Origin of the sequence: Chelativorans sp., assembly GCF_031180965.1 — a bacterium.
In the GTDB taxonomy this organism is placed as follows: Bacteria; Pseudomonadota; Alphaproteobacteria; order Rhizobiales; family Rhizobiaceae; genus Chelativorans.
The window spans coordinates 59,870-72,781 of record NZ_JAPSLH010000025.1 but is presented as its reverse complement, the minus strand read 5'-3'; the positions used below and the strand labels follow the sequence as shown (position 1 = coordinate 72,781).

At 67.1% G+C, this 12,912-nt stretch carries 12 protein-coding genes; 11 read left to right on the top strand and 1 reads right to left on the bottom strand.

The window, feature by feature from the left end:
* Window positions 1-368: 368 nt before the first annotated feature.
* From RIN79_RS16975 to RIN79_RS16950, 6 genes are all read left to right on the top strand, one after another.
* Window positions 369-914, top strand: a complete 546-nt coding sequence (locus tag RIN79_RS16975; RefSeq protein WP_309085862.1) for a histidine phosphatase family protein — start codon at window positions 369-371, stop codon at window positions 912-914.
* Between the two features lie 101 nt (window positions 915-1,015).
* Window positions 1,016-1,300, top strand: coding sequence for an acyl carrier protein (locus RIN79_RS16970; protein ID WP_309085861.1), 285 nt, complete (start codon window positions 1,016-1,018; stop codon window positions 1,298-1,300).
* Window positions 1,301-1,330: 30 nt separating this feature from the next.
* Window positions 1,331-2,515: a beta-ketoacyl-ACP synthase gene (locus RIN79_RS16965; RefSeq protein ID WP_309085860.1), complete on the top strand. Its 1,185-nt coding sequence runs from the start codon at window positions 1,331-1,333 to the stop codon at window positions 2,513-2,515.
* Between the two features lie 10 nt (window positions 2,516-2,525).
* On the top strand, window positions 2,526-3,794 hold the full coding sequence (locus RIN79_RS16960; protein ID WP_309085859.1) for a beta-ketoacyl-ACP synthase: 1,269 nt from the start codon (window positions 2,526-2,528) through the stop codon (window positions 3,792-3,794).
* 123 nt (window positions 3,795-3,917) lie between these two features.
* Complete coding sequence (locus RIN79_RS16955) at window positions 3,918-4,946, top strand: zinc-binding dehydrogenase (protein ID WP_309085858.1); 1,029 nt, start codon at window positions 3,918-3,920, stop codon at window positions 4,944-4,946.
* A 13-nt stretch (window positions 4,947-4,959) separates the two neighbouring features.
* The gene (locus RIN79_RS16950; protein ID WP_309085857.1) at window positions 4,960-5,880 is read left to right on the top strand and encodes a lipid A biosynthesis lauroyl acyltransferase; all 921 of its coding nucleotides are present in this window, start codon (window positions 4,960-4,962) and stop codon (window positions 5,878-5,880) included.
* Window positions 5,881-5,886: 6 nt separating this feature from the next.
* On the opposite strand, the gene RIN79_RS16945 is transcribed toward RIN79_RS16950, so the two are convergent.
* Window positions 5,887-6,315: a L,D-transpeptidase gene (locus RIN79_RS16945; RefSeq protein WP_309085856.1), complete on the bottom strand. Its 429-nt coding sequence runs from the start codon at window positions 6,313-6,315 to the stop codon at window positions 5,887-5,889.
* A 136-nt stretch (window positions 6,316-6,451) separates the two neighbouring features.
* On the opposite strand from RIN79_RS16945, the gene RIN79_RS16940 reads away from it, so the two are divergent.
* The 5 genes from RIN79_RS16940 (at window position 6,452) to RIN79_RS16920 (ending at window position 12,853) form a co-directional block, all read left to right on the top strand.
* Window positions 6,452-7,729 carry an acetylornithine deacetylase/succinyl-diaminopimelate desuccinylase family protein gene (locus RIN79_RS16940; protein ID WP_309085865.1) on the top strand — a complete coding sequence of 426 codons (1,278 nt, stop codon included), beginning with the start codon at window positions 6,452-6,454 and terminating at the stop codon, window positions 7,727-7,729.
* A gap of 128 nt (window positions 7,730-7,857) precedes the next feature.
* Window positions 7,858-9,339, top strand: coding sequence for an ABC transporter substrate-binding protein (locus RIN79_RS16935; protein ID WP_309085855.1), 1,482 nt, complete (start codon window positions 7,858-7,860; stop codon window positions 9,337-9,339).
* A 66-nt stretch (window positions 9,340-9,405) separates the two neighbouring features.
* Window positions 9,406-10,362: an ABC transporter permease gene (locus RIN79_RS16930; protein ID WP_309085854.1), complete on the top strand. Its 957-nt coding sequence runs from the start codon at window positions 9,406-9,408 to the stop codon at window positions 10,360-10,362.
* A complete protein-coding gene (locus RIN79_RS16925) occupies window positions 10,359-11,228 on the top strand; it encodes an ABC transporter permease (protein WP_309085853.1) in 870 nt (289 codons plus the stop codon). Before RIN79_RS16930 ends, RIN79_RS16925 begins: the two co-directional genes overlap by 4 nt.
* A complete protein-coding gene (locus RIN79_RS16920; RefSeq protein WP_309085852.1) occupies window positions 11,225-12,853 on the top strand; it encodes a dipeptide ABC transporter ATP-binding protein in 1,629 nt (542 codons plus the stop codon). Before RIN79_RS16925 ends, RIN79_RS16920 begins: the two co-directional genes overlap by 4 nt.
* Window positions 12,854-12,912 lie beyond the last annotated feature (59 nt).

Sequence of the window (12,912 nt, the reverse complement as noted above, 5' to 3'; positions counted from 1 at the left end):
GCACCCCGGCACCGCCGGCCTGTCGCGGGCCCTCAGCATGCCTCCAGGTACCGATCCCTGGAGGGGGAGGTTGCCGCCGCTCTCCCGAACACCCGGTGCGCATCCGGTTCCCGCAAGAGCGATGGGAGGGATTGTAAGAGGGCTGCCGGCGGTGGGGATAAATTTTCCGGCGAAAAAATGCGGAAATCGCGCAGGCGATTGTTTTTGCTGCAGATTATTTTTGCGAATCCGGGCGGCGGGGCCGATTCGATCCACACCTGAGGCGCGCCCCTTGACGTGGACAGGTTGAGAGGTGCCGGGATCACCGCCCTCCATCTGTCTTGAGCGGCGGCGTGCCTCTATATGAGGGGCACCGACGAGGAGTTTTGATGATCCGCTTTGCGACCACCCTGTTTCTCCTGCTCTGCCTCCCCGCGGCGGCGACCGAGGCTGGCTGGGCCCTTTTGCGCGAGGGCGGCCAGGTCGTGCTGATCAGCCACGCCAATGCCCCGGGCCAGGGCGATCCCGGGAATTTCGACGTGGAGAACTGCGCCACGCAGCGCAATCTGTCCGACCGCGGGCGACAGCAGGCCCGCCGCATAGGCGCGCTGTTCCTTGCCCGCGCCGCGCCCATCGAACAGGTGCTGACCAGCCGCTACTGCCGCGCGCAGGAGACGGCCGACCTGGCATTCCGCGAGGCGGAGATCTTCGCCGCGCTCGATTATGTGGAGCCGGGGTCGCAAGCTGCCGAGACGCAGACCCAGGCGCTGCGCGAGCGCATCATGGCCTATAGCGGTGCCGGCAATCTTGTCATGATCACGCATCCGGAGAACATCGAAGCGCTGACCGGCGCGCGCCCGCGCGACGGGGAGGCGGTGATCGTGACCCGCTCTGCGGAAGGGATTGCCGTGGCAGCGCGCATCATATTCGGCTAAGAGACTGCCGCCCTTCCGCCTCTGCCCTTTTCCTGCCGCCAAAAAGCGATTAGAGAGCCGCAGACCGCAAAGAGAACTCAATCCCGTTCCGAGGGAAGCCAGTGACGACGACATTCGACAAGGTTGCAGACATCATTGCCGAGACGAGCGAGATCGATCGCGACAAGATTACGCCCGAAAGCCACACGATCGACGACCTGGGCATAGACAGCCTGGACTTCCTCGACATCGTCTTCGCCATAGACAAGGAGTTCGGGATCAAGGTGCCGCTCGAGAAGTGGACGCAGGAAGTCAATGACGGGAAAGTGGCGGGCGAGGAATATTTCGTCATGAAGAACCTGTGCGCCAAGATCGACGAGCTGGTCGCGGCCAAGGCCGCCAGCTAGACCCTTTCCCGCCATCCCGAAGAGGAGCGCATGAGCCCGACCGACGTGGTCATCACCGGAATCGGTATCGTCTCCTCGCTCGGCCTCGGCGCCGAGGCGCACTGGCAGGCGCTGAGCAAGCCCGAACCCGCGCCCGTTCTCGACCGGGAGCGGTTCTCCCCTTACATCGTCCATCCCCTGCCGGAGATCGACTGGAGCACGCAGATCCCGAAGCGCGGCGACCAGCGCCAGATGGAGACCTGGCAGCGGCTCGGCACTTATACGGCGGGACTGGCGCTGGACGATGCGGGACTGAAGACCGACGAGGCCCTCTGCACCTCCATGGACATGGTCGTGGCCGCGGGCGGCGGCGAGCGCGACGTGGCCGTCGACCAGGCGATCCTCGACGCCTCGCTGGCGCGCAACGATCATGACGTGCTGCTGAACGAGAAGCTGACGACGGAACTCCGCCCGACCTTGTTTCTCGCGCAGCTTTCCAATCTCCTGGCGGGCAATATCTCCATCGTGCATAAGGTCACCGGCTCCTCGCGCACCTTCATGGGCGAGGAGGGCGCGGGCGTTTCGGCCATCGAGACGGCGGCCGCGCGCATCCGCTCCGGCCAGTCGACGCATGTGCTCGTCGGAGCGGCGTTCCAGACGGAGCATCCGGACATGCTGCTCGCCTATGAGCTGGCGGGCTATCTGCAGCGCGAGGAGTGGTCGTCCGTCTGGCGGCGCAGCGAGGAGCTCGGCGGCGGCGTGATCACCGGCTCGGGCGCCGCCTTCCTGGTGCTGGAATCGCGCGAACATGCGGAAAGACGCGGCCACGCGGCCTATGCGGCCATCGGCCCCGTCGTCTCCGGACGCGCGCGGCGCAGCGGCAGCGCCCTGCAGACGGAACTTGCCGAAATGATGAACTCCGTCGCGGCCGGCAGGGAACCGCTCATGGCCGTCTCCGGAGCCTCCGGAGCGCATATGGCGACGCAGGCGGAGAAGGCGGCACTCGATTCCCGCGGGGCGGCCGCGCGCGGCTTTTCCTCCCTGACCGGGCATCTGAAGGAAGCGCAGTTCCCCTTCGCCGTCGCGCTCGCAGCCCTCGCCATCCGCAACGGGCAGCCCTACGCCGCCTTCGACGCGGAGAATGAAAGCTCCATCGACGGCGCGCCGAAGGCTGTGCTCGCGACCGCGGTCGGCTACAACTGCTTCGAAGGCATGGGGCTCGTCACCGAAGCCTGAGGAACACGCAATGAGAACCACCGACAGTTTCGGACGCCCGCTCGTCGCAGTCACCGGCATGGGCGTGGTCACCTCGCTGGGCCAGGGCAAGAGGGAGAATTGGACCGCGCTGACCAGCGGACGGTCCGGCATCCATCCGATCACCCGCTTTCCGACCGATCATCTGGCGACGACCATCGCCGGCACGGTGGATTTCCTGCCCGAGAGCAGTCAAGGCGCGAGCGCGCTTACTTTCGCGCTGGCGGATCTCGCCGCTGAGGAAGCGGTCGCGGAGGCCGGCGTTTCGCGGGGCGATTTCGGCGGGCCGCTGTTCCTCGCCGCGCCGCCCGTCGAGCTCGACTGGCACAACCGGCTGCGCCTTTACGCGCAATCGGACCGCTCCAATGGCTGGCGCAGCCTGATCGAGGCCGCCCGCAAAGCCAGGGAAGAAGCGCTTTTCGACGAAGCCCAGTTCGCGGCCATCGCCGACCGGCTGGCGGAGAAATACGGCACGCGCGGGCTGCCGATCACGCTTTCCACCGCCTGCGCCTCCGGCGCCACCGCGATCCAGCTCGGCACGGAGGCGATCCGCCGCGGCGAATGCGACCGGGCGCTGGCCATCGGCGCGGACGGCTCGGCCACCGCCGAGGCGCTGATCCGCTTCTCGCTCCTGTCCGCCCTCTCGACGCAGAACGAGCGGCCGGAAAAGGCTTCAAAACCCTTCTCCAAGGATCGCGACGGCTTCGTCCTGGCGGAAGGGTCCGGCGCGCTGGTGCTGGAATCGCTTGAAAGCGCGCTTGCGCGCGGTGCCGAGGTCCTCGGCATCGTGCGCGGCTGCGGCGAAAAGGCGGACGATTTCCACCGGACCCGCTCCAAGCCCGACGGCTCGCCGGCCATCTCCGCCGTCTATGCGGCGCTGAAGGACGCCGGCATGTCGGAAGAAGAGATCGACTATGTGAACGCGCACGGCACCTCGACGCCGGAAAACGACAAGATGGAGCATCTGTCGCTTTCGACGGTGTTCGGCGAGCGCATGCGGGAGATTCCCATCTCCTCCAACAAGTCGATGATCGGCCACACGCTTTCGGCGGCCGGCGCGGTGGAGGCCGTCTTCTCGCTCATGACCATGCGCGAGGGCGTGATCCCGCCCACGATCAACTATGAGAACCCCGATCCGGCCATCGATCTCGACGTCGTGCCGAACCGGAAGCGCGAGGCCGATGTGGCGACGGTGATTTCCAATTCCTTCGGCTTCGGCGGCCAGAACACCTGCCTGGTGATGGCGCGCGAGGCCGGGTGACGGGTATCCGAGGAGCGAAATAGGGAGCGGCGAATAGGGCGGCGCGGCCGGTTGCCACTTTCTCGACCCTCCCCTATTGGCTATTCGCTACGTCCTGTTCGCTTTCAGCCGAGACCCTCGCCCATGCGCGCACTCCAGCTCGTCGCCGACCGCAAGCTTGAAATCGCCGACGTCTCCCCGCCCCCTCCGCCCGGGCATGGCGAGGTGACGGTGCGGATCGCCGCCGTCGCGCTCAACCATATCGATGTCTGGGGCTGGCGCGGCATGGCATTTGCCAAGCGCAAGCTGCCCCTCACGGTTGGCGCCGAGGCCTCCGGCCGGGTCGATGCGGTGGGCCCCGGCGTGAGCGGCCTCCTGCCGGGACAGCTCGTCTCGATCTATGGCGCGCGCACCTGCGGCCTCTGCCGTCCCTGCCGGGAGGGCCGCGACAATCTGTGCGAGCATGTGGGCGGGGTGCACGGCTTCCACCTCGACGGCTTCGCGCAGGAGAAGATCAACCTGCCCGCCCGCCTGCTCGTGCCCGCGCCGCCGGGCGTTGACGAGATCGGCGCGGCCGTGGCCCCCGTCACCTTCGGCACGGTCGAGCACATGCTGTTCGACAATGCCAGGCTCGAGCCGGGCGAGACCATCCTGGTGCATGCCGGCGGCTCCGGCATCGGCTCGGCGGCGATCCAGCTCGCCAAGCGCTGGGGGTGCACGGTGATCACCACCGTGGGGTCGGACGAGAAGATTGAGCGGGCGAAGGCCCTCGGCGCCGACCACGTGATCAACTATCGCGAGGACCGGTTCGAGGGCGCGGTGCGGAAGATCACCAAGAAGCGCGGCGTGGACGTGGTGTTCGAGCATGTGGGGGCGGACACCTGGGCGGGCTCCATGCTTAGCCTGAAGCGCGGCGGCCGGCTCGTCACCTGCGGGTCGACTTCGGGCGTCTCCACGACCATGAACCTGATGCAGCTCTTCCAGCAGCAGCTGAAGATTCTCGGCTCCTTCGGCTGCCGCATGGAAAACATGGCGGATGCCATGCAGAAGATGGCCGCGGGCCTCGTCGCCCCGGTGATCGACACGGAGGTCGGGTTCGAGGACATCGATCGGGCGCTGCAGCGCATGGAGGGCCGCGACGTCTTCGGCAAGATCATCTTGCGGGTGGATTGAGACCGCCCGGCCCATGAAGCGCTTTCTCCGCAAGATCGGCCGCCGGCTGAGGGGTGTCGACCATTGGCTGACGGGGCAGCTCTCGCTCGCCACGCTCCGGCTCCTGCGCCTTCTGCCGCCGGACAAGGCGCTCGACGTTGCCGAGCGCGTGGCGCGGAAGATCGGCCCGAAGGTCAGCCGGCACCGGGTGGCGATCGACAATCTGCGCCGCGCCTATCCGGAAAAGTCGCCGGCCGAGCTCGAGGCGATCGCCTCCGACATGTGGGCGAACATGGCGCGGCTGGCGGTCGAATATGTCTTCCTCGACAAGCTGTTCGACTATGATCCGGATGCGCCGGCGCCTGGCCGGGTGGAGGTCTCCGGCGCCGAGCTGTTCAGGCGTCTGCGCGAGGAGAAGCGGCCGCATATCTTCTTCACCGCGCATCTGGGAAATTTCGAGTTCCTGCCCATCGCCGCCGCCACGTTCGGGCTTGAGGTCACCTCGCTCTTCCGCCCGCCGAACAACCCCTATATCGCCGACTACATCCACAAGACGCGCCGCTCCGCCATGGGCGGGCTCCTGCCCTCGCGCGCCGGGGCGGCGCTGCAGCTTGCGCGCGTTCTGGAGGAAGGCGGCAATATCGGCGCGCTGGTCGACCAAAAATTCATGGGCGGCGTGCGCACGCGCTTCTTCGGCCGCGAGTGCAACACCAGCCCGCTGGTGCCCAAGCTTGCCCGGCATTACGAGTGCGATGTCTATCCGGCGCGCTGCGTGCGCCTGCCGGGCGGGCGCTTCCGCCTGGAGATCAGCGAAAGGCTCGACCTGCCGCGCGACGAGACCGGCGCGGTGCATGTCGAGCGCACCGCCCAGCTCCTGAACGACGTGGTCGAGGCATGGGTGCGCGAGGACCCCGGCCAGTGGATGTGGTTCCACAAACGCTGGCAGATCCGCTAGGGCGGCTCAGTCCGTTACGACGATGCGCGTATTTCCCGGACCGACGCGCTTTACGAGCGAATAGAGCTTCGCCGCGTTGGAGGTATGCAGCCGCACGCAGCCATGCGATGCCGGCCGCCCGAGCGCCTTCACATAGTTGGTGCCGTGGATGGCGTAGCCCTTGTAGTAGAAGATCGAATAGGGCATCGGCGACATGTCGTATTTGCGCGAGCGCCACATGCGGTGCATACGCGTTGGCTTCCAGCGGCCGCGCGGCGTGACATAGCCCTTGCGCGCCGTGGAGACCGGCCAGCGGTAGAGCACGCGGCCGCCCTGGCTGACCGTCATCACCTGCCTGGACACGCTCACCTTCGCCTCGAGCTTTGCAGCAAAAGCCTCGCCGGCGAAGCAGGCCGTCATCAGAACGGCGGCTACGACGCTCACGAACCCCTTCATGATTCCCTCACCCTCGCTGAGCCTGCCCGGCCAGTATATGCAACCCAAGGTTAAGGCTTTCTCCCGCGCCGCCATCTTCACATGAATGTGAAGCCCCGCCTTGCCAAGCGGGCAAAATCCCGGCTTCATGCCGGCCATGAACGAGATGCTGGCCAAGGCCGTCGCGGCGCGCACGGAAGAGCTCGTCGCCCTCACCGTCGACCTCATCCGCTTCCCGACGGTGAACCCGCCGGGCGAGGCCTATACGCCCTGCGCGGAGTACCTGGCCGGCAAGCTGGCGGCACGCGGCTTCGACACGAGGCTCATCCGGGGGGAAGGCGCGCCGGGCGACACTGACCGCTATCCCCGCACCAATGTGATCGCCCGGCGCGAGGGCCGCGCCGCCGGCCCAACCGTTCATTTCAATTCCCATATCGACGTGGTCGAGGCGGGGGATGGCTGGACCGTAGACCCCTTTGCCGGCGTGGTGCAGGGCGGCAGGGTGTACGGGCGCGGCGCCTGCGACATGAAGGGGGGCCTTGCCGCCTCCATCATCGCCGCCGACGCCTTCATGGCCACCTACCCCGGCTATCCCGGCGCCATCGAGATTTCCGGCACGGTGGACGAGGAGTCGGGCGGCTTCGGCGGCGTGGCGCATCTGGCGAAGCTCGGCTACTTCTCCAGGCCCCGCGTCGACCACGTGATCATCCCCGAGCCGCTCAACAAGGACCGCATCTGCCTCGGCCATCGCGGCGTGTGGTGGGCGGAGATCGAGACGGGCGGCGCGATCGCGCACGGCTCCATGCCCTTTCTTGGCGATTCGGCCATCCGCCACATGGCGGCCGTGCTCGCCGCATTCGAGGAGGAGCTTTTTCCCGCGCTCGACAGGAAGCGGACGGACATGCCGGTGGTGCCGGAAGGCGCGCGCCGCTCGACCATGAACATCAACTCCATCCATGGCGGCCAGACGGAGGACTTCTTCCCCGGCCTGCCCTCGCCCAACGTGGCCGATTCCTGCCGGCTGGTGATCGATCGCCGCTTCCTCATCGAGGAAAGCCTCGACGAGGTGAAGGGCGAGGTGGTCGCGATCCTGGAGCGGCTGAAGCGCGAGCGGCCGCGCTTCAGCTACCGCCTGCGCGACCTGATGGAAGTGCTGCCCACGATGACGGAGCGGGACGCACCGGTGCCGCGCGCGCTTGCGGCAGCGATCCGCGAGGTGTTCGGCAGGGACCCGGATTATGTGATCTCGCCCGGCACCTACGACCAGAAGCATATTGCCCGCCTCGGCCACCTGCATGACTGCGTGGCCTATGGGCCGGGCATCCTCGACCTCGCGCATCGGCCAGACGAATGGGTGGGCATCGACGATATGGTGCAGTCGGCAACGGTGATGGCGATGAGCCTCGACGCGCTGCTGCGCGGCGGAGTTGAGTGAGGCGGCCGCACGCCTCCTCCCCTCGAATGTGAAACCGGAGAAGGTGATTTACTCGCCCCCGGATTCGCGCTTCAATCGGCGCGACAACATGCACCCGCTAAGCGGTGCCGGACGTGGGGAGTGACGGAATGAAGACGATTGCACGGTTTCTTGGCGCGGCCGCCATCCTGCTTGCCTCGGGCACCACGGCACTCAGCGCGCGCACGGACCTGGTGCTGGGCGTGGTGCTCGAGCCTCCGCATCTCGACCCGACCGCCGGCGCGGCAGCGGCCATCGACGAGATCGTCTACGCCAATATCTTCGAGGGGCTCACGCGGATCGGCCCGGACGGCGAGGTGCAGCCGGCCCTCGCCGAGAGCTGGGAGATCTCCGAGGACGGCAAGACTTATACGTTCAAGCTGCGCGAGGGCGCCAAATTCCACGACGGCACGAGCTTCGACGCGGAGGACGTGAAATTCACCCTCGACCGCGCCAGGGCCGAGGATTCCACCAATGCGCAGAAGGTGCTCTTCTCGGCGATCGACACGGTGGAGGTGGTCGATCCGGCGAGTGTGAAGGTGACGCTGAAACACCCGCAGGGCTCATTCCTGTGGAAGATGGGCTGGGGGGACGCCGTCATCGTCGCGCCCGAATCGGCCGAGGGCAACAAGGAGAAGCCGGTCGGAACCGGGCCTTTCAGATTCGAGAACTGGGCGAAGGGTTCTTCGGTCACCATCGCCAGGAATCCGGATTACTGGGGCGAGCCGGTCGCGCTGGAGAAGGCGGAGTTCCGCTTCATCCCCGACGCCGCCGCTTCCGTCACGGCGCTGCTCTCGGGCGACGTGCAGGCCTTCCCGAATTTCCAAGCAGGCGACGCCCTGCCGCAGATCCAGGCCGACCCGCGCTTCGAGGTCGTCATCGGCGCGACGGAGGGGGAAACCGTCCTTGCCATGAACAACAGCAAGGAGCCCTTCAGCAACATCAAGGTCCGCCAGGCGATCTCCCACGCGCTCAATCGCGACGAGATCATCCTCGGCGCCACCTCTGGCAACGGCGCACCCATCGGCTCGCATTTCTCGCCGGCCAGCCCTGCCTATGTCGACCTCACCGGCACTTACCCCTACGACGTGGAAAGGGCCAAGGCGCTGCTCGCCGAAGCCGGACATCCGGACGGGTTTTCCGCCACGCTGAAGCTGCCGCCTCCGCCCTATGCGCGCCTTGGCGGCGAGATCATCGCCTCCCAGCTGCGCGAGATCGGCATAGAGGCGGAGATCGTCCCGATGGAGTGGGCGCAGTGGCTGGAGCAGGTCTTCACCAACAAGGACTACGACCTGACGATCGTCTCCCATACCGAGCCCAACGACATCAACATCTATGCGCGCGACGACTACTATTTCGGCTACGACAACCCCAAGCTCGACGCGGTGATGGCAGAACTCGAGACCACCACGGACACGGCCAAGCGCAACGAGCTCTTCGGACAAGCCCAGCGCATCATCGCCGAGGATGCGGTGAACGGCTTCCTCTTCCAGCTGCCGAAGGTCGGCGTGTGGGACGCCAAGCTGGAAGGGATGTGGGAGAATGCGCCGATCCAGGCGACGGACCTGACGAAGGTGCATTGGGCGGAATAGCCGGGAAAACGGCGTGAGCTTGCCCGCTGCGTTGCCGGCAGCTGCGGCTGTCAGGAAACACCACGTATGACCGCCTATCTCCTCCGGCGTCTGACGATTGCAATCGCCACCCTGCTGGTGGCCTCGCTGGTCGTCTTTTCCATCCTCGAGATCCTCCCCGGGGACCCCGCTCGCATCATGCTGGGCATGAATGCGAGCGCCGATACGCTCGAAGCGCTGCGCACCGAGATGGGGCTCGACCGGCCCGTCGTCGCACGCTACCTCTCGTGGCTCGGCGGGATGGCGACGGGCGATTTCGGCCGCTCCCTCACCTATTCGTCTTCCGTCACGGACCTGGTGCTGGAGCGCCTCGCCGTCTCGCTTCCGCTCGCGGCGATCGCCCTGGCGCTGTCCACCGCCATCGCCATTCCCGTCGGCGTCTTCGCCGCCTCGCGGCGCGGCCATGCCGCCGACACTCTCTCCATGGGCGCGGCGCAGGTGGGCGTCGCCGTGCCGAATTTCTGGTTCGCGCTGCTCCTGGTCTATGTCTTCGCCGTCGGCCTCCGGCTGGTGCCGGCCGGCGGCTTTCCGGGCTGGGGCGAGACATGGGCGAGCCATTTTGAGGCGCTGAAGGCGCTCGTCCTGCCGGCGGTCTCCCTCGCCCTTCCGCAGGCCGCCATCCTTGCCCGCGTCACGCGCTCGGCAATGGTCGAGGTGATGGGTGAGGACTATATCCGCACGGCCCGCGCCAAGGGCCTGCCGCGCCGCGTGGTGCTATGGCGCCATGCGCTGCGCAATGCGCTCATCCCCGTGCTAACCATCATGGGCCTGCAATTCGCCTTCCTCCTTGCCGGCACGATCATCATCGAGAACGTCTTCTATCTGCCGGGGCTCGGCCGGCTCATCTTCCAGGCCATCAGCCAGCGCGACCTGATCGTGGTCGAGGGCGTGGTGATGCTGCTGGTGGCAAGCGTCATCCTCATCAATCTCCTGGTCGACATCTGCTATGCGGCGGTGGATCCGCGCCTGAGGACCGGCCGATGAGCCTCGACCCGGTGTTCATGCCGGCCCCGGAGCGCCATGTCCTGCGCAAGGCGCTAGAGAACCGGTCCTTCCTCGTCGGCCTCGTGATCACCGCCCTTGTCGCGGTGACGGCGCTCGTCTCCTTCGTCTGGACACCCTACGACATCACGCGCCTTTCGGTGGCGAACAGGATGCTCAGCCTCAGCGCCGAACACCCGTTCGGCACCGACCATATGGGCCGCGACATCCTTTCCATGATCATGATCGGCGCGCGCAACTCGATCGCCGTAGCCATTGTGGCCGTCGGCATCGGCATGGGCATCGGCGTGCCGCTCGGCGCCTGGGCGGCGGCGCGCGGCGGCTGGACGGACGAGGTGCTGATGCGCGTGAACGACGTGGTCTTCGCCTTCCCTGCCCTGCTCTCCGCCGTGATGATCACGGCCGTCTTCGGGCCCGGCGCGGTGAACGCCATCATCGCCATCGGCATCTTTAACGTGCCGGTCTTCGCGCGCGTGGCCCGCGCCGGGGCGCTGTCGCTCTGGCCCCGCGAGTTCATCCTGGCCGCCCGTGCGGCGGGCAAGGGCAAGGCGCTGATCACCGTCGAGCACATCCTGCCCAACATCGCCAGCGTGCTTCTGGTTCAGGGAACGATCCAGTTCGCGCTGGCGATCCTGGCCGAAGCGGGCCTGTCCTATCTCGGCCTTGGCACGCAGCCGCCCATGCCCTCCTGGGGGCGGATGCTGTTCGACGCGCAGACCCGCATCGCGGTGGCGCCGCACCTTGCCCTCTTTCCCGGCCTTGCGATCGTGATCACCGTGCTCGGCCTCAATCTGCTTGGCGACGGCCTGCGCGACGTGCTCGACCCGCGCCTGAGGCGGCAGCGATGAGCCTGCTTGAAATCGAGAACCTGTCGCTTGAGATCGGCGACACGCCGATCCTGAAGAACATCGACCTTTCCATCGCGCCCGGCGAGGTGATGGGACTAGTCGGCGAATCAGGCTCCGGAAAATCCATGACGGCGCTCGCCGTCATGCGGCTTCTGCCCCATGACGCGCGGGCGGACGGCCGCGTCACCTTCGACGGCATCGACATCCTTGCCGCACCGGAAGCGGCCATGTGCCGGCTGCGCGGCGACGATATCGGCATGGTTTTCCAGGAGCCCATGACGGCGCTCAACCCGGTGAAAACCATCGGCGAGCAGGTGGCGGAAGGTATCCGCTGGCACACGGGAGCGAACCGCGCCGATGCCGAGGCGCGCGCGCGCGCGATGCTCGAGCGCGTCGGACTGCCGGAGCGGCAATTTCCCTTGACCCGCTATCCGCACGAGCTTTCTGGCGGCCAGCGCCAGCGCGTGGTCATCGCCATCGCCTGCGCGCTGAAACCCAAGCTGCTGATCGCGGACGAGCCGACGACGGCGCTGGACGTGGTGCTGCAGGCGCAGATCCTCGACCTTTTACGCGAGCTGGTGGACGAAAACCGGATGAGCCTTTTGCTCATCTCGCATGATCTTGCCGTCGTCGCGGAGATGACGGACCGCGTCACGATCATCCGTCAGGGCACGGTGATGGAGGCGGGCGAGACGGCACGCGTCCTGTCGAGGCAGGAACACCCCTATACGAGGCAGCTTGCGGAAGCTTCCACGCATGTGCCGGCGCGAGCCAGGGCGCCCGGGCGGGCAGCAGGCGCAGAGCCGCTGCTGAAGGTGGAGGGGCTGACGCGGGACTATCCCGTCCGCCGCGCCTCCCTCTTCTCGCCGGCAAGGACGTTCCGCGCCGTCGACGGCGTTTCCTTCGCATTGGGCGGGGGTCAGTCGATGGCGCTGGTGGGCCGCTCGGGCTGCGGGAAATCCACCCTTGCGCGCATGGTCCTGGCGCTCGACCGCCCGACCTCCGGCTCGATCCGCTTCCTCGGCGAGGAGATCGGCGCACGCAGCGCCGACGAGCTGCGTGTGGCCCGACGCAACATGCAGCCGGTCTTCCAGGATCCCTATGGCTCCTTCGACCCGCGCCAGAAGGTGGAGCGATTGGTCGCCGAACCACTGCACCTTCTGGACGGAAAGCCTGATGGCGCGCGCCGGCGCGAGCTGGTCGCGGAGGCGCTGGAGCAGGTCGGCCTCGCCCCATCCGACATGGAAAAATATCCGCACGAATTTTCCGGCGGCCAGCGCCAGCGCCTCGCCATCGCCCGCGCCATCATCACCCGGCCGAAGCTGATCGTGGCCGACGAGCCGGTCTCGGCGCTCGACGTGTCCATCCGCGCGCAGATCCTCGACCTCTTCGCCGATCTTCGCGACCGGCTGGGCGTGGCCTATCTCTTCATCACGCACGACCTTACCGTCGCACGTGCCATCACCGAGACGGTGATGGTGATGCATGAGGGAAGGATCGTCGAGGCGGGGCCGACCGAGACGGTCCTTGGCAATCCGCAGACGGAGCCGGCGAAGGCGCTGGTGGCCGCCGCGCCCGACCTGCAGCGTGCGCTGGAAAGGCGGCTGGTGCGCTCGGCCGGCTAGATCCTGCCGGAGCGCCCCGATTGCGGCTTGCGGCGCATCCGCCTTTGTGGTGCATAGGC